Source organism: Prevotella sp. TF12-30 (assembly GCF_003436715.1).
GTDB lineage: Bacteria > Bacteroidota > Bacteroidia > Bacteroidales > Bacteroidaceae > Prevotella > Prevotella copri_A.
Genome location: NZ_QSQJ01000001.1, coordinates 62,503 through 83,411 on the forward strand (window position 1 = coordinate 62,503; position 20,909 = coordinate 83,411).

19 protein-coding genes are annotated in these 20,909 nt (G+C 49.5%); 9 read left to right on the top strand and 10 right to left on the bottom strand.

All coding sequences use genetic code 11. The features are described from left to right. Window positions 1–11 precede the first annotated feature (11 nt). The 3 genes from DXD25_RS00325 to DXD25_RS00335 are packed head-to-tail and all read left to right on the top strand — an operon-like array spanning window position 12 to window position 3,429. Entirely contained in the window at window positions 12–995 is a 984-nt protein-coding gene (locus DXD25_RS00325; RefSeq protein ID WP_117661262.1) for an HlyD family secretion protein, read from the top strand. A gap of 5 nt (window positions 996–1,000) precedes the next feature. After that, entirely contained in the window at window positions 1,001–2,164 is a 1,164-nt protein-coding gene (locus DXD25_RS00330) for an ABC transporter permease (RefSeq protein WP_117661263.1), read from the top strand. Continuing rightward, window positions 2,164–3,429 (top strand): ABC transporter permease, encoded by a 1,266-nt coding sequence (locus DXD25_RS00335; RefSeq protein ID WP_117661264.1) that lies wholly within the window; start codon window positions 2,164–2,166, stop codon window positions 3,427–3,429. Before DXD25_RS00330 ends, DXD25_RS00335 begins: the two co-directional genes overlap by 1 nt. Window positions 3,430–3,781: 352 nt before the next feature. Here DXD25_RS00335 and DXD25_RS00340 read toward each other — a convergent pair whose 3' ends face one another. Next, complete coding sequence (locus DXD25_RS00340; protein WP_117661265.1) at window positions 3,782–4,882, bottom strand: Mrp/NBP35 family ATP-binding protein; 1,101 nt, start codon at window positions 4,880–4,882, stop codon at window positions 3,782–3,784. Between the two features lie 177 nt (window positions 4,883–5,059). Here DXD25_RS00340 and DXD25_RS00345 point away from each other — a divergent pair, with 177 nt between their 5' ends. After that, window positions 5,060–7,186, top strand: a complete 2,127-nt coding sequence (locus DXD25_RS00345) for a glycosyl hydrolase 115 family protein (RefSeq protein ID WP_117661266.1) — start codon at window positions 5,060–5,062, stop codon at window positions 7,184–7,186. Between the two features lie 440 nt (window positions 7,187–7,626). On the opposite strand, the gene DXD25_RS00350 is transcribed toward DXD25_RS00345, so the two are convergent. The 6 genes from DXD25_RS00350 to DXD25_RS00375 form a co-directional block, all read right to left on the bottom strand. Then, a complete protein-coding gene (locus tag DXD25_RS00350) occupies window positions 7,627–8,076 on the bottom strand; it encodes a PIN domain-containing protein (protein WP_117661267.1) in 450 nt (149 codons plus the stop codon). A 5-nt stretch (window positions 8,077–8,081) separates the two neighbouring features. Continuing rightward, the gene (locus DXD25_RS00355; RefSeq protein ID WP_117661268.1) at window positions 8,082–8,309 is read right to left on the bottom strand and encodes a hypothetical protein; all 228 of its coding nucleotides are present in this window, start codon (window positions 8,307–8,309) and stop codon (window positions 8,082–8,084) included. A 149-nt stretch (window positions 8,310–8,458) separates the two neighbouring features. Next, on the bottom strand, window positions 8,459–9,475 hold the full coding sequence (locus DXD25_RS00360; RefSeq protein ID WP_117661269.1) for a branched-chain amino acid aminotransferase: 1,017 nt from the start codon (window positions 9,473–9,475) through the stop codon (window positions 8,459–8,461). A gap of 452 nt (window positions 9,476–9,927) precedes the next feature. Continuing rightward, the gene (xseB, locus tag DXD25_RS00365) at window positions 9,928–10,122 is read right to left on the bottom strand and encodes an exodeoxyribonuclease VII small subunit (RefSeq protein WP_089544660.1); all 195 of its coding nucleotides are present in this window, start codon (window positions 10,120–10,122) and stop codon (window positions 9,928–9,930) included. A 187-nt stretch (window positions 10,123–10,309) separates the two neighbouring features. Next, window positions 10,310–11,620, bottom strand: a complete 1,311-nt coding sequence (gene xseA, locus DXD25_RS00370; RefSeq protein WP_370453394.1) for an exodeoxyribonuclease VII large subunit — start codon at window positions 11,618–11,620, stop codon at window positions 10,310–10,312. 18 nt (window positions 11,621–11,638) lie between these two features. After that, window positions 11,639–13,066 carry a S8 family serine peptidase gene (locus tag DXD25_RS00375; protein ID WP_117661270.1) on the bottom strand — a complete coding sequence of 476 codons (1,428 nt, stop codon included), beginning with the start codon at window positions 13,064–13,066 and terminating at the stop codon, window positions 11,639–11,641. Window positions 13,067–13,333: 267 nt separating this feature from the next. Here DXD25_RS00375 and DXD25_RS00380 point away from each other — a divergent pair, with 267 nt between their 5' ends. The 5 genes from DXD25_RS00380 to DXD25_RS00400 are packed head-to-tail and all read left to right on the top strand — an operon-like array spanning window position 13,334 to window position 17,981. Next, complete coding sequence (locus DXD25_RS00380) at window positions 13,334–14,707, top strand: MATE family efflux transporter (protein ID WP_117661271.1); 1,374 nt, start codon at window positions 13,334–13,336, stop codon at window positions 14,705–14,707. A 33-nt stretch (window positions 14,708–14,740) separates the two neighbouring features. Continuing rightward, window positions 14,741–15,364: an AAA family ATPase gene (locus DXD25_RS00385; protein ID WP_117661272.1), complete on the top strand. Its 624-nt coding sequence runs from the start codon at window positions 14,741–14,743 to the stop codon at window positions 15,362–15,364. Between the two features lie 54 nt (window positions 15,365–15,418). Beyond that, window positions 15,419–16,600 (top strand): formate-dependent phosphoribosylglycinamide formyltransferase, encoded by a 1,182-nt coding sequence (gene purT / locus DXD25_RS00390; RefSeq protein WP_117661273.1) that lies wholly within the window; start codon window positions 15,419–15,421, stop codon window positions 16,598–16,600. 5 nt (window positions 16,601–16,605) lie between these two features. After that, window positions 16,606–17,019, top strand: a complete 414-nt coding sequence (locus DXD25_RS00395) for an FdtA/QdtA family cupin domain-containing protein (protein ID WP_117661274.1) — start codon at window positions 16,606–16,608, stop codon at window positions 17,017–17,019. Window positions 17,020–17,042: 23 nt separating this feature from the next. Continuing rightward, window positions 17,043–17,981 (top strand): GNAT family N-acetyltransferase, encoded by a 939-nt coding sequence (locus DXD25_RS00400; protein WP_089544653.1) that lies wholly within the window; start codon window positions 17,043–17,045, stop codon window positions 17,979–17,981. Between the two features lie 49 nt (window positions 17,982–18,030). Here the strand turns inward: DXD25_RS00400 and DXD25_RS00405 are convergent, their stop codons facing one another. The 3 genes from DXD25_RS00405 to DXD25_RS00415 are packed head-to-tail and all read right to left on the bottom strand — an operon-like array spanning window position 18,031 to window position 20,757. Beyond that, window positions 18,031–18,609, bottom strand: coding sequence for an LUD domain-containing protein (locus DXD25_RS00405; protein WP_089544652.1), 579 nt, complete (start codon window positions 18,607–18,609; stop codon window positions 18,031–18,033). Window positions 18,610–18,649: 40 nt separating this feature from the next. Continuing rightward, complete coding sequence (locus DXD25_RS00410; protein WP_117661275.1) at window positions 18,650–20,023, bottom strand: lactate utilization protein B; 1,374 nt, start codon at window positions 20,021–20,023, stop codon at window positions 18,650–18,652. After that, entirely contained in the window at window positions 20,020–20,757 is a 738-nt protein-coding gene (locus DXD25_RS00415) for a (Fe-S)-binding protein (protein WP_117661276.1), read from the bottom strand. The genes DXD25_RS00410 and DXD25_RS00415 overlap by 4 nt, the downstream gene beginning before the upstream one ends. Between the last annotated feature and the right edge of the window lie 152 nt (window positions 20,758–20,909).

The window sequence follows — 20,909 nt, forward strand, 5'->3', positions numbered from 1 at the left end:
CAGATAAAAACATGTCTAAGAAATCACAGCATAACAATATACTGCTTGCCGTCATCGGTTTTACGGCAGTTGTCATACTCGTGGGAATCATTGGCTTCTTCACGCTTGAGCAGAAGGACGACACTATCCAGGGCGAGGTAGAAGTATCAGAATACAGAGTATCCTGCAAGTTGCCAGGCCGCATCGTAGAACTGAGAGTCAAGGAGGGCGACTACGTCCACGTGGGCGACACCCTCGCTATCCTCGAAGTTCCAGAGATGAAATCGCAGGAGCAGATGCTCCAGGCAACCAATGCCGCAGCAGAGGCCATGAAGGATCTTACCGATGCCGGTGCGCGCAAGGAGCAGATTCAGGGTGCCTTCCAGCTGGTTCAGCAGGCAGAAGCTGCTGCAACCATTGCCAAGAAGACTTACGATCGCATGCAGAACCTCTATAACGACGGTGTGATCAGCGGTCAGAAGCGCGACGAAGCATTTGCTGCCTACAAGGCTACAGAGGCTCAGGTGGCTGCAGCCAAGAGCCAGTACGAGATGGCGAAGAATGGTGCCCGCGAGCAGGAGAAGCGCATGGCTTCCAGCAACACACAGGCTTCGAAGAGTGCCGTGGATGTAGTGAAGAATCTCCTGAAGGAGACGGTTCAGGTGGCTCAGTGCGAAGGCGAGGTAAGCAATGTCTATCCTAAGGTAGGCGAGCTGGTGGGTCTCGGTTCTCCTATCATGAGCATCTCTATCATGAGCGATATGTGGGGAACCTTCAATGTTCGCGAGGATCATCTCCAGGGATTGAACAAGGGCGATGAGTTCACCGCTTTCGTTCCTGCCTTCAACAAGGAAATCAAGATGAAGGTTTACTACCTGAAAGACCAGGGCTCATACGCTACCTGGAAGGCAACCAAGGATAATGGCGACTACGACCGCAAGACTTTCGAGGTGAAGGCCCGTCCTATCACCAAGCTGGAGGGATTGCGCCCGGGAATGTCACTCATCATTAAATAACTTCTATGTTCAAGAAATTATATCATATTGCCCGTAGAGAGTGCGGCATCATGCGGAAGAATCCCATCTATCTCTTCTGCATGGTCATCTTTCCCATCGTGGTGGTGATCTTCTTCACTACCCTGATGCAGGGAGGTGTGCCTACCGACATGCCTGTGGGCATCGTTGACCAGGACAATTCTCATACCTCCCGCCAGCTGGTGCATAAGCTCGACGCTTTCCAGACCACTAAGGTGGTGGCTCACTATGAGAACATAGCCGAGGCAAGACATGCTATCCAGAAGAACGAGATCTATGCCTTCCTGGTGATTCCTAACGGAACGGAGGCAGGACTGATGGCTTCCCGACAGCCGAAGATTTCCTTCTACTACAGCAGCGTTTCGCTGGCAGCAGGCTCCCTGCTCTTCCGCGATCTGAAGACCATTTCCACCCTGGGTGGCGCAGCAGCCGGAATGGCGAAGCTGTCGGCACTGGGAAAGACGAACGATGAAATCATGACCTTCCTGCAGCCCATCGCCGTGGATCTGCACATGATAGGCAACCCTTACGCCAACTACAACTATTATCTGTCGAGCGTGATGGTGCCGGGACTCATCATGCTGTTCATCTTCCTGATCACCCCTTATTCCATCGGTACGGAACTGAAGTTCAACAGAGCCAAAGACTGGATGCGAATGGCGAACAACAATCCTTATCTCGCCATTGCAGGTAAGATGTTGCCTCAGACGCTCATCTTCCTGAGCATCTTCCTGCTCTTCGAGTTCTACATCTATTATGTATTGGGATTCCCGCATCCGGGAGGTGCTGCGCCCATCATACTGCTGGGCATTCTGAGCGTATTGTCCTGCCAGTGCTTCGGTATCTTTGCCTTCGGACTGATGCCTTCCCTGCGCATGTCGATGAGTATCTGTTCGCTTTGGGGCGTGGTGAGTTTCTCCATCTGCGGAGCCACCTATCCACTCTTCTCCATGGATTCGCCAATCCAGGCCATCGGACAGCTCTACCCTATGCGCCACTATTATATGATTTACCAGATGAACATCTTCAATGGTTTCCCGATGAGCGATGCTGTGCTCCACTGGGGCGCGATGGTGCTCTTCTGTGCCCTGCCAATCCTCACCGTATGGAATATCAAGAAGGCAATGCTAGTATATAAATACCTACCATAATGAAGAAAAGTAGTTTATTATATAAGATCATCAATGGAATCTGGGATATGTGCTACATCTGGAAGACGGAAATGCGCAATGTTTTCCGCGATGAGGGTGTGCTCATCTTCTGCATCCTGGTACCGCTGGGCTATCCGCTGCTCTACTCGTGGATTTACAACAACGAGGTGGTGAGAGAGGTGGATACGGCGATTGTTGACCTGAGCCACAGCCATACTTCCCGCGAGTTTATCCGCGATTACGATGCTTCTCCAGATGTCAAGGCCACCTATTACTGCAACAGTCTCGATGAAGCAAAGCAGCTGGTGCAAAGGCAGGCGGTGCACGGAATCGTCTATATTCCAGCCGATTTCGACACCAAGCTGAATCGTGGTGAACAGGCGCATGTGGGCGTATATTGCGATATGAGTCTGATGCTGACCTATAAGGCGATTTTCCAGACCGCACAGGGTGTGGCGAGCCAGATCAACTCGGGAATCCAGATTTCCAAGGGAGGAGGATTCACGGATCGGGATGATGAAATAACCGCCCATCCACTGGAATTCGATGAAGTTCCGATATTCAATACCACCGGGGGATATGGTAATGCGATTCTTCCGGGTGTACTGGTACTCATCCTGCAGCAAACCATGCTGCTGGGCATCGGAATGGCAGCAGGAACATCGAGAGAACTGAACAGAAACCGAGAACTCATACCGGTAAGCGAGCATTATGGCGGCATTTTCCGAATTGTATTCGGCAAGTCGATGGTTTATTTCATGGTTTACGCCGTGATGGGAATGTACCTGACGCTGGTTGTTCCGAAACTTTTCGGCTTCGTAAGTATGGTAACCTGGACCACCATTCTGGGTTTCCTTCTACCTTATATTCTGTCGTGCGTATTCTTCGGATTGATGCTATCATGCCTGGTAAGATACCGTGAGAACGTGATGCTTCTGGTGGTTTTCACCTCAGTTCCATTGCTCTTCATGACGGGTATTTCGTGGCCACAGAGCAATATTCCAGCCTTCTGGCAGGGATTTGCCTGGGTTTTCCCATCTACCTTCGGTATCAGAGGTTTTCTGAGAATCAGCAGCATGGGAGCATCTCTTGCCGATATTCTGCCGGAGTTCAGAGCGCTCTGGATACAGACAGGCGTATATTTCCTCGCTACCTGCCTGGTTTTCAGGCAGCAGTTGCGCTCAGCAAGACTCAAGGCGAATCTTACAGCCGAAGTTGCAGAAGAAGAGGATGAGGCAGAAGAGCTTCTGGAGGCTAAAAAATAAAGAGCTAGCCCCATACACCCTGATAAGGGCGTATGGGGCTTACTTGCAAAAGCCAGTTATTTACTTGTGCGTACTGACAACCATCCCCCGCCAGGCGTCCCGGCGGATTTGAAATCCGCCGTAAAAAAGGTTCGACCTATAAACAACAGGGGATTTGTAATCCCCAAATAAAAGGAAAAGCATACTTCTTTGCTGCGGATTGCAAATCCGCAGAGACAAAATAGGTTAGGACATTTTTTAACGCCGGATTGCAAATCCGGCGGGACGCCTGGCGGACTTGTGTTCTTGAAAAACTAAAAAAGGGTGCGCCATAGACTTATGACACCCCCCTTACTTGCGAAAAGTCAGTTATTTACTTGTGCGTACTTACAATCTTGGTTGGAGCCTTCTCCGCATTTCTGCGGTTCACTACCGTAACGATGCTCTGGGCGAGGCTCAGGAAAGCCTGACCGGTGATGGAATCAACCTTGGTAGCAGCAGGCGCACCATCATCACCACCCTCGCAGATGCTCTGAACGATAGGAATCTGGGCGAGCAAAGGCACGTTCATCTCCTTGGCGAGATTCTTGCACCCCTCCTTACCGAAGATATAATACTTGTTCTCCGGCAACTCGGCAGGAGTAAAGTATGCCATATTTTCGATAAGACCGAGGATAGGTACATTCACCTTATCATTCTGATACATGTCAATACCCTTTCTTGCATCGGCAAGCGCCACCTGCTGAGGAGTACTTACGATTACCGCACCCGTGATGGCGAGAGTCTGGAGCAGGGTAAGATGAATGTCACTGGTGCCAGGAGGAGTATCAAGGATGAAGTAATCCAACTCACCCCAGTCAGCATCCGCAATCAGCTGCTTCAAGGCAGAGCAAGCCATACCGCCGCGCCACAAGGTAGCCGTGGTAGGACTTACGAAGAAACCGATACTCAGGAGCTTCACGCCATATTTCTCTACTGGTTCGATGAGATCTCTGCCATCCTTGTGAACAGAATAAGGACGTTCTTCCTCTACACCGAACATCTTAGGCATAGAAGGACCGAAAATATCGGTATCGAGCAAGCCCACCTTGTAACCCAACTTCGCAAGTGCGATGGCAAGATTGGCAGAAACCGTACTCTTACCTACTCCACCCTTACCCGAGCTTACTGCGATGACGTTCTTCACCTGAGGAAGCATTTTTCCCACTTCAGGACGAGGAGCCGACTTGAACTCAGTAACGATCTCCACCTCTACCTCCTTGGAGATATGATAATGGATGGCAGCCTCAGCCGCCTTCACCGTACTCTTCAGGAAGGGATCGGTATCTCTAGGGAAGAGCAGAACCACCTTCACCTTCATACCATTGATGCTAGGCGTATCTGCCAGCATTTCACTCTCTATAAGGTTCTTCTTGGTACCGGGATAGATGACGGTAGCAAGAGCCTCTTCAATTAATTTTGGATATAATGTCATAATTATTGTTTTGTTTGGTGCAAAAGTAACAATAAATAATGTAATAAGCAAATAAAAACTAAATAATTTCAGTTATTAAACACTTTTATGTATCTTTGCAGATTGGAGAAGATGATGAAGCGACATCAGGAACTTCGGATTCCCCCTCCACCTTCAAAACGACAAAACTGAATAAAAATGAATTATAAGAAAATCATAGTAGGTTTCACCCTTTCTCTGGCTTGTCTTTCTGTGCAGCAGGCAGGCGCTGAAACCTTCAGCAAGAGTAAGAAGAAAGAGAATGTGACTGCAGCTACCAGCATCAACTGGGCGGATGCTTCGGACAAGGTAAGCTACTCTATCAACGCCACCACTGCACCTGTGGTGAAGATTGCCCTCAGAATGTTTTCCAACGACATGAAGGCTGTAACCGGCAACGAGGCGAAGGAGAAAGCCAGTGCCAACATCCAGATTTACCAGCTCAACCTGCTCACCAACAAGGAGTTTTCTGCCGTAGAAAAGCTCGGCGCTCCGCTCCACAAGTTCATCACAGCCAAAGATGCTTTCTACATCGGAACCCGAAAGGGCAAGATCATCGTGATAGGAAGCGACGCCCGAGGCACAGCCTACGCCATCATGGAGCTCTCGCGCATGGCTGGCGTTTCGCCTATGGCAGGATGGAACGACCTGAAGCCGCAGACACGTCAGAATCTCTCTACCCAGGTGGGAACGGAGAAGATCGAAATCCCGAGAATCGAATTCAGAGGTCTTGCCCTGAACGGAAGCAAGTGGATGAATCTGAAGAACTACAGTCAGCTGGCGCGCCTGATGCTGCGACTGAGAGCCAACACCCTCTGGCAGGTGGACGGCAAGCACGAGGCTGCCTACAACAAGGCGGTGGTGGATAGCTTCGACATCTGCATTGCCGAAAACTACAAGGTGACGGAAATCACCGGCAAGAAACACAAGAAAAAGCATAAGAAGCCCCTGGAGAACGTAAAGATGATCTGTGCCGGCAACCAGATGCAGCTGGAGAATATCTCCCCTGCCCTGGTGCTCGAGATGCTCAACAACAGAGATTATCTGGAAACCAAGTCGGAGCACCGGGAGAAATCCCATCGCTCGGAGATGCATCATGATGAAGACTGCGCATGGATTGCCAACGTAACCAATCCGAAGATGGTTTCGCTGCAGCTTGCCATGATTTCAGATTTAGCCTGGAACAGCGAGGCGCTCCAGGGAGGCATCAGCAGCTACCTGCAGAACTGGCTCAGCAGTCTCTTCGGCAACGTGGCAGCCAAGAAAATCAAGCCTCTGATGGAGGAATACTATCGCCTGACCAGTATCCGACAGCCAGCCTTCATGGCAATGCCATACGGCGATACAGAGTTTCATTCGGGCGAGTTCGGCAATGAGCTGGAGCGCTATCTCTACGCCTACGACCTGCTGAAGACCAAGACTGCCAATCTGGAAAGAACCCTTCCTGCCGATCAGCGAGACGGTTTCTTCGAAATCGTGAAATATCCTATCTTCTCAGCTGCCCTCATCGCCGAAAAGGAGCTGGAGGCACAGGAAGCCAGAGACATCGCCCGTCCGGGACTGTTCCCGAATGATGATGAAGCCAAGGCTTCGGCTGCCGTGAGCCTCAACGCCTTCAACACCCTGAAGCAGCTCAACGCCTACTATCTGAAGCTGGGCAAAGGCAAATGGAGCAGCATCATCGCCACAAATGGGGCAGAAATGCAAGCTCCGCAGTTGCCGGGCACCCTACCTGCCAAGGATATCAAGCTTCTGATGCAGGATGCCTTCGACAGAAATCAAGATCTCCAGCCGCTGGTGACATTCACCAAGAACATCACCGCCAAGAATGCATACGACTGGACGAATGCCTTCCAGGCACCTGCTGCCAAGGGAGAGACAGCCGAGAAGATCCAGCTGAAGCCATTGCTGGGTCACAGCAACAACGCCGTGAAGCTGCCAAAGGGAGCCATTCTGAGATACAGATTCGTAAGCAGCAGCATAGGAGACGCGAGATTCACCCTCGCCACCATCCCGAGCTATCTGCCATACGAGAAGAATATGCGGGTAAGCGTGAGCATCGACGGTGCAGAGCCGGTAATCTGCCAGATGAAAGAGGATTACAACTCCAAGGAATGGAAGATGAATCATTGGCGCGGACAGGCGCTCAAGAGCTTCTACGTAACCCTGCTCGACGGCTATCATACTGTAGAAATCAAGGCGCTGGATGACAATATCATCGTTGACCAGTGGGTGCTTGATTTCGATGTAGATAGAGAATACTACGTATTCCCGGTTACGAGATAAAGGGAAATACAAGGATAAAACAAGCGACACGAAAGTGACACGAAAACGACACGAAAGCGACACGAAAGAGGCTTAATAGATGGCAAGCTGGAGGCTTAATAGATGACCGATCCTTGCCATCTATGAAGCCCGGAAAGTGTTAAAGAAGCTAAGTGATAGTTTCTTATCCCCCAACTCTATGAGTTCTCTATCCAGAAGTATAGAGTTGGCTTAAAAAATGGGCAGGGTTAACAGGTTAACAGTTAACAGCCGAAAAATGCATGGTACCCCCCATATCTATAAAAAGAAGTATATATATATATATTATTATATAATAAGGTACGCGAGGGGGACTATCGAAAAATCGACTGTTAACTGTTAACCCTGTTAACCCCCACCAGCCGTAAGAGCCGAAGAAGCCTCCCAGCAAAGCAATGCCGAGAGGCTTCTTGTTTATGATATTATTTGAAATACTTCTCTACAAATTCCTCAGGAGTCAAGACTTCGGGTCTCTGCCCCAATACGTTCTTGTAATCTTTGATATTGATAGTCAATAAGACATCACAATCATTCTGCAAGGCACAGTGATACTGGAAGCTATCCTCTATGTCGGTAAAGCGCTCATCATTGACAGCTTCTTGAACTGTTTTTGCTGAACAATCTACAGTAGGAGCCAACTGCAAAAACGCTAAAAGCGTCTGTCTGACTCTCTCTGTCTGCTCAGGCCTATGAATACCATGCTCTTTAAAATAAAGAGTAACAAGATATGCATTTGTGTACATACCTCCAACAGAAGCCACAGCAGAAATAATTTCATCTTCTATAGCATCAAAAACATCACGTACCCATCTGAATTGCTTACGGCACGTGGTATATTCGATAAAAATATTAGTATCTAAAAAGACTTTCATCGTTGTCAAATTTGAAATTTTTCTTTTAGATACTCCTCTATTAATTCCTTATCCGACTTATCAGTCTTCATAATACCGCATAAAGCATCATGAGCATATTGCCTTCTTGCAACCTTTGCCTTAGGCTTAGCTTTAGCCACTAATTTCTTAGCATACTCTGTCAGCTCCTGCTTCAATGTATCCAACTGATAAGACTGAGGTACATCCAATGATATGTTGATAGTTGTCTGCATAATCTTTCCTTTCTTTTAAGAAGTTATATTTTCTGTGGGCAAAGATACGATATTTTTATGAAACTCCAAGGGAAAAGCATAAAAAAAGCACTCCAAGAAGCGAAAACTCCTCAAAGTGCTCTGAACTTAATATTATCTCTTATTGGTTTTTACTCAATAACTACGGTTGTCCAACCGTGCTTGTCCTCTACAGTACCATACTGAATGCCACGGAGGGTATCATACAGGTGCTTAGAGACAGGACCTGGCTTCTCACCGAAGTTGTAGCGCTTGCCTGTATCCAGGTCATCAATGTAGCTGATAGGGCTGATAACGGCAGCTGTACCGCAAGCACCAGCCTCCTCGAATGTATCCAACTCATCCTCAGGAATCTGACGGCGCTCTACCTTCATACCGAGATCCTCAGCCAACTGCATCAAGCTCTTGTTGGTGATAGATGGGAGGATGGATGTACTCTTAGGAGTAACGTATGTATTATTCTTGATACCGAAGAAGTTGGCAGCACCACACTCATCCATGTATTTCTTCTCCTTGGCGTCGAGATAGAACTCGCAAGCATAACCCTTCTCGTGAGCGATATGGTTGGCTCTGAGGGAAGCAGCATAGTTACCACCTACCTTATAGATACCTGTTCCGAGAGGAGCAGAGCGGTCGAAATCACGAATGATGACGTATGGGTTGGTAGAGAATCCACCCTTGAAGTATGGACCCACTGGGGTTACGAAAATCAGGAAGCAATACTCCTTAGAAGGATGCACACCCACCTGAGGACTTGTACCGATGAGCAGCGGACGGATATAGAGCGTAGCACCACTCTCGTAGGTAGGAATCCACTCCTGGTTGAGGCGGACCACCTTCTTCACCATCTCCTCGAACAACTCTGTTGGCACCTCTGGCATCAGGATACCACGGCATGTGCTCTGCAGGCGGGCTGCATTCTCGTCCATACGGAACACGCGTACCTTGCCGTCTGGGCAACGATAAGCCTTCAGACCCTCGAATGCCTCCTGACCATAGTGCAGACAGGTGGCAGCCATGTGCAATTTCAAATACTCATCAGAGCAAACTTCTATTTCGCCCCATTTGCCGTCGCGATAGTAACAGCGAACATTGTAGTCAGTCTGGCGATAGCCAAATGACAAATTAGACCAATCTAAGTCTTTCATAACATCTTATTTTTTAATGTTCTACTAATATTTTGAATGCAAAAGTACAAAATATTCTATTAATCTGCAACTATTTTGCGATAAATTTAGTAGAAACGTTATTATTTTACGTATTTCTGCCGTTTTGAGGCATTATTTTGCCATTTTATGGGTACTTTTTCGTTCTTGCGCCGTTCCTTGAAGCGGATTGCAAATCCGAAATAGGTAACTGGCGGCGGATTGCAAATTCGCCGAAACGAGCGCCATAGGCGTTCCACCGTAAGCGTTCCTGCGGATTTGAAATCCGCAGACAAAAAGGCTCGACCTATTTATTAGCGGATTTGAAATCCGCCTCAAGCAAGAGATTGAGTTTCTTGCGCCGGTCCTTTTAGCGGATTACAAATCCGCAATAGTTACCCATACGACGGCGGATTGCAAATCCGCCGAAACAGGGGTGGCTGAAACAGAAGGGATCAATCCTCACTGAGAAGCTTTTTGATTTCCTCATCGGTCTTGGTGAGCTTGTCCTTGCAGAGCTTCACCAAGGTTTTGGCACGCTTCAACTGCTCGGAGAGCTGATCAATATCCAGTTCATCATTCTCCATTCTTTCTACAATCTGCTCAAGCTCTCTTACGGCTTGCTCGTATTTCATTTCTTCTTTTGCCATAATTTTATTATTTTTGGAGTTAACAGAGTTAACAGAGTTAACAGTTAACAGTGGATATTTTAAAGCTTTTGCCCTTTCAGGGCGACAGGTTTGCATTCTTTATTACCCAGGGCGTTGCCCTGGGCTAGGAGCTTCTGCCCTTTCAAGGGCGATGGGAAATTCCTATTGCCTCAGGGCGTGTGGGGAATCATTTCACTTCCGATTTAATATTGCCCTCGGCGAATCTCGTTTCGATGATATCGCCAGCCTTCAGCTGCGAGGCAGAACGGATGCTCTTGCCATCTTTCAGCGTGATGCTGTAGCCACGCTTCAGCAGCAGTTCCGGATCCTGCGCCTGGATGCGCTGCTGGAGAAGCTGCAGTCGATGATTCTCATTGAGCATCTTACGCTCCAGTACCGGCTGGATATTCTGCGAGAGAATCTCTAAACGGCGCTGCGCATTCGATACCTTCGACTGCAGATTCGACGTAATGCGAGTCATCAGACGGTCGAGATACGCCCCCTGCTTCGTCTTCACCAGCGAGAACTGAACGGGGATGGTGCTGCTCAATCTCTCTAGCCTCATCTTCTCCACCTGCAACCGGTGCTTCACGTTCTGTACGATGGTTTCCTGTGCATCCATCACCCGGGCATAAACCTCGGCGAGATGATTGATGAGGAAGGCGGCAGCGGCAGTCGGTGTCTTCACCCGCTGGAAGGAAATCATATCCAGTACACTCTCATCCCTCTCGTGTCCGATTCCCGTGATGATAGGCAGCGGGAAGTTAGCCACATTCTCGGCAAGCGCCAGGGTGTCGAAACCGGAAAGGTCGCTGGTAGCACCACCGCCACGGATGATGACTACGCAGTCAAACTCCTCATATTCGGCATTGATGCTGTCCAGGGCAGCGATGATGCTCTGCTCCACTCCCTCGCCCTGCATCGTGGCAGGAAAGAGGCGGGTGGTGAACTGCAAGCCGTAATCATTATCGGCAAGCTGATTGCAGAAATCGCCATATCCGGCTGCCGTGGCACTCGAAATCACGGCGATGCGCTGGCAGAACATCGGGAGCACCAGCTCCTTCTGCAGCTCGAAGACGCCCTCAGCCTTCAGCGTATTGATGATTTCCAAGCGCTTGCGCGCCATATCACCCATCGTATAGTTGGGGTCGATGTCATCTACAATCCAAGAGAAACCATAGTTCTCATGGAACTGGGCGTGCACCTTGAGCAGCACCTTCATGCCAGCATGAATGCGCTGCCCCGTCACTCGCTCGAAATTAGGCTTGATGAGCATCCAGCGGTTTCGCCAGCAGTTGGCATGCGCCTTGGCTATCGGCGTATTGGAGCGTTCATCCTTCTGAATCAGTTCCAGATAGCAGTGGCCGCCGTAACCCTCGCGAGCCTCGGAGAGTTCCGCTTCCACCCAATAGCTGTCGGGTAAGGACATCGAAATGATTTCGCTCACCATGGAATTGAGTTCAAAGAGCGTCACAGTTAAACGTTTCATATTGGACATAGATTTTTTATCATTACTTTACTTGATTGCTTTTCCCGTCTGATAAGCTTTCCAGAAGTCCGGCACACCGTATCCGAAGACATTATCGGGATGCTGCTGGTTATCGCCTGCCAGTTTTACGAGCTTGATGATCTGCTTGGCAGTCTTGCCAGGCAGCGCCTGCCAGAGGCAAGCCACCATACCCGCTACCAGCGGCGAGGAGAACGAAGTTCCGTTATCATTGATGATGCTGCCCCTGCCCGTAATCACGCAGGTAGGACTTCCGAAGGCCATCACATCAGGCTTGATTCTGCCATCCGCCGTAGGTCCTACGGCACTGAAGGCAGCATTCATGCCATGTTCGTTGATGCTTCCCACCGTGAGGATATCCTTGGCATCGGCAGGGAAATTGATTTTCTTCCAGGAACCCATACCGTCGTTTCCGGCAGAGTTTACGCATACGATTCCCTTGTCGGCACACATCGAAGCGGTTCGGGAGATGAGGGCGGTGTTGCCATCCTGCTCATAATAGTGATGATCCATCGAGGAATCATCGAAGCCATGATAGCCGAGCGAAGAATTGATGATGTCCACGCCACAGCTGTCAGCATATTCCGCAGCACTTGCCCAGTAATCCTCCTCGGCAAGGCTCTCGGTGCGTTCATCCTCGCATCTTATCAGCAGATACTGCGCCTCAGGAGCCACACCCACATAGAAGTCGGGCGCATTGGCAGCCATCGTAGAGAGCACCATCGTGCCATGTTCCATCTCTCCGAAGACATTCTTGGATTCAGGAACCACGAAATCCTTCACACCCGCCAGCTTGATATTGTGCAGGGCAGGAATCTTATCCACATTCATGAATCCGCCATCGAATACGGCTATCATCATTCCCTTGCCGCAATAGCCACTTTCGTGGAGTCTTTTGCCGTTCAGCGACTTCAGCTGAGCATCAGCTGCGCCATAGAATCCATCGCCCTGACTCCACTCGTTCAGTCCATTGCGCACATTCGAGCGCATACGCTGACTTACGGAATCGGGAGCCTGGAATACCTTCTTCCTCTTGGTGATGAATTCCAGGCCTTCCAGCTTGCGAAGCTCCTTGTCCTTATGGATGCGGATGAGCAGCGTATTGTTCCACTTGCTCTTTCCTACGATCTCGATACCAGCCTCAGCCACCTGCTTTTCGTAAGCCGGAGCCACAGGAAGGTCGGTCAGATCTACAGGAATGCCCTGACGCTTACGTCGGTCGATGGAGCGCTGGGAGAGGAACTCCGAAGGGCGGTTCACCGAAAAGGGCGTATGGTCGAGGTCTTTATCCTTGAGGTAAAGACGATACATCTGGCATTTTCCACCAGGGAAAGACACCATATCGGCCTCCAGAAAGCCAGTTACCTTGCCATCGCGAGCCAACAATGTCAAGGTGGACAGAATAAATGCATAAAGCATCAAATATCTTTTCATCATTTATCGGTAGTACGATTGTTATATTGTTACATTCTCGTCTGACTGCTGTTGCCCAATCAGATTGTTATTGTTTATACTAAGCTGCAAAAGTACAGTTTTTGTACGAGAATGCCAAAAGAAAAGGGAAGTTTTTATCAGGAAATGCAAGTTTTTCTTATATATATAATAAGGTATCAGATATTTTTTGTACTTTTGCAGACAAGTAGCCGCCACTGCTGCTTTCTGAAAGAAGCTGAGCGAGCGGCTATGAGGAAAAAACAGATATAAATGGAAAATAAACAAGCGACATTAGAATTAGGTACGAAGCCTGTGGGCAAGCTGCTGGTTCAGTATGCCCTGCCAGCGATGATTGCGATGACCGCCTCTTCGCTCTACAACATTGTTGACCGCGTATTCATCGGTCAGGGTGTGGGAGCCATGGCCATCTCGGGTCTCGCCATCACCTTCCCCTTCATGAACCTCACCACCGCTTTCGGAGCCGGTGTTGGCATAGGAGCGTCCACAGCCATCAGCGTGAAGTTGGGACAAAAGGATTATGCCACAGCGCAGAACATTCTGGGCAACACGATTTCACTGAATCTCATCATCGGTATCGGACTGAGCATCATCTGTCTGCTCTTCCTCGACCCTATCCTGAGATTTTTTGGAGCCAGCGACCAGACGCTCATCTATGCGCATGAGTACATGGTGATCATCCTGCTGGGCAATGTGGTGAGCCACATGTATTTCGGCATGAACGCCCTGCTCCGAGCAGCGAGCAAGCCTAAGCAGGCAATGTACGCCACCATCTTCACGGTGGTGATGAACGTGATACTGGATGCCCTCTTCATCCTCGTCTTCAAATGGGGAATACAGGGTGCCGCCATCGCCACCATCCTATCGCAGCTGATGGCTCTGATGTGGCAGATCAAACTCTTCAGCAACAAGAGCGAGCTGCTCCACTTCAAGAAAGGAATCTACAAACTGAAGAGGAAACTCGTAGATAACATCCTCGCCATCGGCATTTCGCCGTTCCTGATGAACGTGTGCGCCTGCATCATCGTCATCTTCATCAACAACCAGCTGGTGCGTTTCGGAGGCGACCTTTCCGTGGGTGCCTACGGAATAGCTAACGGTATTGCGATGGTGTTCATCATGTTCGTGTTAGGTGTCAACCAGGGAATGCAGCCTATCGCCGGATACAACTACGGCGCACAGAAGCTGGACAGATTGATGCGCGTATTGAACCTGAGCATCATTGCTGCCACTGCCATCATGGTGACGGGATGGCTGATTGCGATGTTCCTGCCTTACTATTGTGCGAGAATGTTTACTACCGACAAGCATCTGATAGACTTGGGCATCAAGGCTATCAGAGTGGTGATGTTCTGCTTCCCGATCATCGGTTTCCAGATGGTCATCACGAACTTCTTCCAGTGTATCGGAAAGGTGAAGATCAGCATCTTCCTCTCCTTGTCGAGACAGTTGCTCATCCTCCTGCCGCTCCTGGCTTTCCTGCCGATGATCTGGGATATTGATGGCGTATGGTACAGTATGCCTATCTCCGATTTCTCAGCCGCAGTCATCGCTGCCATCGTAATGTCATGGTACATGAACAAGTTGAAAAGACAACATAAAGAAAACATGAAAGTTAACGGTTAATAGTTAACAGTTAACAGCTAAAATTTTAAGCTTATGACCAAGATTATCATAAACGTAGGTCGCCAGATAGGTAGCGGCGGCCATATCATCGCCGAGAAGCTGGCGGAGGATTTCGGTTGCAAATGCTACGACCGGGAACTGCTGAATCTTGCCGCCAAGGAGAGCGGTTTTTCGGAGAAATTCTTCGAGCAGAACGATGAGCAGAAGGGATTCTTCAAGTCTCTCTTCCATACCCATCTGCCTTTCCTGAGCGACAACAACTTCTATCACAACGACTTCTCGCAGGAAGGTCTGTACAAGTTCCAGAGCGACGCCATCAGAAAGGCTGCCAATGAGGGCAACTGCGTGTTTGTGGGCAGAACCGCCGACTATGTGCTGCGTGATTACAAGAATGTAATCAACATCTTCATCACCGCCAACATCGACGACCGCATCAAGGCGGTGTGCAAGCGAAAGAACATCGACAGAGCCACCGCCCGCAAGTTCATCGAAAGCCATGAGGAGCAGCGCGCCTCTTACTACGATTACTATACCGGCAAGAAGTGGGGACACAGCGAGAGCTACGACCTCTGCATCAACAGCAGCCATCTGGGAATCGAAGAAACAGAGAAGTTTATCGCAGAATTTATCAGAAAGAAATTCGGACTTAGTGATTAATGATTAGTGATTAGTGATTAATTTTAGGGATATAAAATATTAAACATCATATAAATGAAGAAGATTATGCTTTTGGGCTCAGGCGAACTGGGCAAGGAGTTTACCATCGCCGCAAAGCGAGCAGGACAGTATGTCATCGCTTGCGACAAGTATGACAATGCACCAGCCATGCAGGTAGCCGACGAGCGAGAAGTGTTCTCAATGCTCGATGGCGACGCATTGACCGCTGTGGTTGAGAAACATCACCCAGACATCATCGTGCCTGAGATTGAAGCTATCCGCACCGAGCGTCTCTTCGACTTCGAGAAGGAGGGCATTCAGATTGTACCTTCGGCACGTGCCGTGAACTACACCATGAACCGCCGTGCCATCCGCGACCTGGCTGCCAAGGAACTGGGTCTGCGCACAGCCAAGTATTTCTATGCAAAGACTTTCGAGGAATTCAAGAACGCAGCCGATGAGATTGGTTTCCCATGCGTAGTAAAGCCACTGATGAGTTCCAGCGGTCATGGACAGAGCTATGTTCACAACGACGATGAGCTGGTGGAGGCTTACAAGGAAGCGATGGAGGAAGGCCGTGGCGACGTGAAGGAAGTGATCATCGAGGAATTCATCGACTTCGATTCAGAATTCACCCTCCTCACTGTAACCCAAAAGGATGGTCCTACCCTCTTCTGCCCACCTATCGGACACGTACAGAAGGGTGGCGACTACCGTGAGAGCTGGCAGCCATTCCAGCTTCCAGAGGAGGCTTTGAAGAAGGCTGAGCATATTGCCGGCGAAGTGACCAAGGCGCTGACCGGTGCTGGTCTCTGGGGCGTAGAGTTCTTCCTGAGCAAGCAGGGTGAAGTCATCTTCTCTGAGCTGAGCCCTCGTCCACACGATACAGGTATGGTTACCCTCGGTCACACCACCAACCTGAGCGAGTTTGAACTCCACTTCCGTGCCGTGATGGGCTTGCCTATCGCCGGCATCCATCTGGAGCACATCGGCTGTTCTGCCGTCATCCTCTCTCCTGAGGAAAGCACAGAGCCATTGAACTACAACATGCTCGATGCCTTGAAGGAAGACCACACCCGCATCCGCATCTTCGGAAAGCCTGAGGCTCACGTAGGTCGCCGCATGGGTGTCGTTCTCTGCTACGGCGAGAAGGGCGATGACCTGAATGCGCTCCGCGACAAGGCAAAGCGCCTGGCAAAGACCGTCCTGGACACCGACCCTTATATGAAGAAATAAGATTCATGAAAGAAATAGGAAAAATCATCCGTTTCCAGAACACGCATCAATCCGAAGACTTCCAGGCTACGAATGTGGAGGATTTCAAGGATGTGCCCTTTCACATCAGGCGCACCTACTGGACCTACGATATTCCGGCAGGTGCTGCCCGCGGAGGGCACGCCCACAGGGAATGCCTGGAAGTAATCATCGCAGCCAGCGGTTCCTTCACGGTTACGCTGGATGATGGAAACCGGAAGCAATCCTATCTTCTCAACCGCCCCGACCAGGGACTACTCGTCAACACAGGCATCTGGCGAACGCTGGAAAACTTCTCAGCCGGTTCGGTCTGTCTGGTCCTGGCTTCGGAATTGTACGAAGAAGCTGATTATATCTATGATTACGACGAGTTTCTCAAATACGCAAGGCATCATGCTTGAAACTATCCAATACGCAAGACATCATGTTTGAAATCATCAAATACACTCCCGAATATCGCCAGCAATGGGATGCGTATGTGGCAAAAGCCCGAAACGCTACGTTTCTCTTTTACCGCAACTATATGGATTACCATTCCGATAGGTTCAAGGACTATTCTCTCCTGTTCTTCAAGAAGGGAAAGCTCCATTCCATCCTGCCAGCCCATCAGGTAGGCAAGACCCTCTGCTCGCATTTCGGACTCACCTATGGCGGACTGATCATGAACATTCACGTCACGATTTCAGATGTCTGCCAACTCTTTGAGGAACTGAATGTCTATCTGCGTCTTCAGGGATTCGAGAAGGTACAGTATCGTCCTATTCCCTGGATCTATCATCTCCATCCTTCAGAAGAAGATCTCTATGCCATCTTCTGGAAATGCAAGGCTCATCTTTCGCTCCGCAATATCGGCACAACCATCTTCATGCAGCAGAAATTGCGCTGGCGCAAAGACCACCTGCGCCGTCTGAAGAAGGCTCATCAGAATGGAGTGACCGTAGTGAGAGATGCAAGTCTGTCGGAATTCTGGGAGGTATTGAATGAGAACCTGGAAAAGCGATTTGGTGCCAAACCGGTACACACGCTTCAGGAAATGGAACTTCTGAAAAGTCGTTTCCCCGAGAATATCATCCAATACAATGCTTATCGCAACGGGCACATTATAGGAGGACTCACCTTTTATATTACCCAGCAAGTGGTACACGGACAATACAGTTCTACCAACGATGAGGGAAAGGAATTCGGAGCCATGGAGGCTATCTACGAACAGATTATGTATCATGATTACCCCGATTATCCCTATCTGGACTTCGGCAGTTCTACGGAACAGCAGGGAGCCTGGATCAATGAGGGCCTCATCGCCCACAAGGAAGGTTACGGAGGAAGAGGCGTGGTTTACGACACCTATGAATGGACAGTATAAAGAGAAATCCCGAAGTTCACACGATAGTGAGCTTCGGGATTTCTGCCTTTTACAAAAGTATAACTGTCACACCACGGGCAGCTTGCGCACCCATTACCAGAGCCTGCTCGATATCTGCAGTCTTGGAAGGACCGCTGATGAAAATACCGAAATTATACTTCGGATCCATCTCGATACGGGCATAAGCCTCATGCATATTGTTAACTACCTTATCTTTCTGAAGGAAAATCACAAGATATTCGGAGATGAAAAGCACCGCCTTCTCCTTCATGGTCTGAGGAATCCAGACGCAGCCATTCTCGGCAACACCCACTTCTCCACGGACAATACCCACATCGGTACCATTCAGGTCGTTGGCTTCAGCCACGGTATCAGGATTCTTCTGCGCGATGGTAATCTCAGGCAGGTTGGAAGCAAAGACCTTCGCCTCCGGATAAGCCTTCTTCACCAGCTCATCCAGGCTCTCGCCCGCCTCTGCCTCTATCACGTGTCCACCCACAGACTCAGTCATCTCAATAAACTGCTTCAAGGTATCCTCATACTGGATTCCCTTGACATCTACGGCAGGCATATCGAATTGAACGTGCGTATTCTTACGCAACTTGTTCAGGAAATCTTCTTTATTCATTGAACTTTGAAATTTGAACTTTGAACTTTATGATTAGCCACTACTTCACCTTTCCTTCTTTCCAAAGCTGGTGGAAGCTCTTCTTCGCAAACTCAGGCATGGTGTGACCGATACCCCACGCATTCCAGTTGCTGAAGTGCGTGCAGCACTCAGGAATCAGATTGACAAGTGGCGCAAACTTCAAGGCTGTGGTGTAGAGCGCAGGACGATCGAAGAGATATTTCATACCATTCGACATCGCCTTCTTCACAGGATTAGCCTTGCCCAATCTCTCCAGACTCTGGCGCCAAGCGTAAATCTGCGAACCAGGACCTACCTTGGAAGGGCAGACATTGTCGCAAGACAAGCACAAGGTGCAGGCTGAAACATTGTCGCTGTACTTCTGAGGATTCTTCAGCATTCCCAGGTTCACACCGATAGGACCCGGAATGAAATAGGTGTAGCTGTATCCGCCTGAACGGCGATAAACCGGACAGGTGTTCATGCAGGCTCCGCAGCGCATGCACTTCAAGGTCTGCCAGTGATCCTTGTCGGCGAGAATATCGCTTCTTCCATTATCCACCAGAACCACATGCATCTCAGCACCCGGACGAGCCTGGCGGAAATGAGAGGTAAAGGCGGTGGTAGGCTGACCGGTTCCGCAGCGGCAGAGCAGGCGCTGGAATACAGCCAGTGACTTATAATCAGGAACCAACTTCTCGATACCCATCGCCACGATGTGGAGCTTAGGCATGGAAGTGGTCATATCGGCATTACCCTCGTTGGTGCAGACCACGCAATCGCCGGTGGCAGCCACGCCGAAGTTGCAGCCGGTCATACCTGCTCCCGCTTCCATAAACTGGTCGCGGAGATGATGGCGGGCGCAGCGGGTCAGATAAGTAGGATCGTAGTTTCCGATTTCCTTGGAGATTCCCTTCTCCTCGAACATCTTTCCCACTTCCTCACGCTTCAGGTGGATGGCAGGCATTACGATGTGACTAGGCTTCTGACCCAAGAGCTGGATGATGCGCTCACCCAGGTCGGTCTCTACCACATCGATTCCGTGCTGCTCCAGATAAGGATTCATCTCGCACTCCTCGGTGAGCATCGACTTCGACTTCACCATCTTCTTCACGTTGTGATCCTTCAGGATACCGAGCACAATCTCGTTGAACTCCTGCGCGTCCTTTGCCCAGTGCACCTTCACCCCACGGCTCTCCAGGTTCTTGGAAAACATATCGAGGTAATCGGCAAGATGGGTGATGGTGTGCATCTTGATTTCAGACGCATGCTCACGGAGGTCTTCCCACTCTGGAAGTTCCTGCGCCATCTTATCTCTCTTCTGACGAACAGACCAGAAGGTAGCGTCGTGCCAGGTGGTCTTCTCTACGTTCTGCGTAAACTTCGCAGCTCTCTTGGAATGTTCTGTACTCATAGTCCTGCAGCTAAAATTTGAACAACATGGATAAACTTGATCGGCATCTTCTCCTTCTTGGCGATTCCCGCCATGTGCATCAGACAGGAAGAATCCGGTCCGGTGACATATTCGGCACCCGTAGCCATGTGGCGCTTGATCTTATCCTCTCCCATACGGATAGAAACGGCAGGCTCCTCGATAGAGAACATACCGCCGAATCCGCAGCACTCATCCTTACGCTCCGGCTCGTGGATGGTAATGCCTTCCACCATATTCAACAGGTCGATAATCTTGTTGAATGGCTTGATGTGTCGCTCTGATGGAGACGACAAGCCCAGTTCCCGCACACCATGGCAACTGTTGTGCACACTCACCACGTGCGGGAATTTGCCCGGCACATGATCCACCTTCAGCACATCGTGAAGGAACTCCACAACATCCATAATCTTCTTGGATGAAATACACTCGTGCTTACCCTCCAGAATCTTAGGGTAATACACCTTAACGTAAGCGGCACATGAAGCTGAAGGAGCTACGATGTAATCGTAATCCTTGAACAGCTCATCAAATGTCTCTATGACCTTCTCCGACTTATCCTGAAAACCCGCGTTAGCCATCGGCTGACCGCAGCAAGTCTGCTTTTCGGGATAACCGACATCCAGTCCGTAGTGCTTTAGTAACTTGTATGTAGCCACACCCGCTTCAGGGTATAAAGCATCCACATAACAAGGGACGAATAATCCGACTTTCATTGTTGTTATCACTTTATCTTGTAAGCTATTGTTTTATTATTCTCGAAACATTCTACTACATTTCTGTAGGCGCTGCAAAAGTAACAAAAAAATAGCAAAAATGAGACAATCCCGAAAGGATTTTTAAATAATTGATGTTATTTAACTGTAAA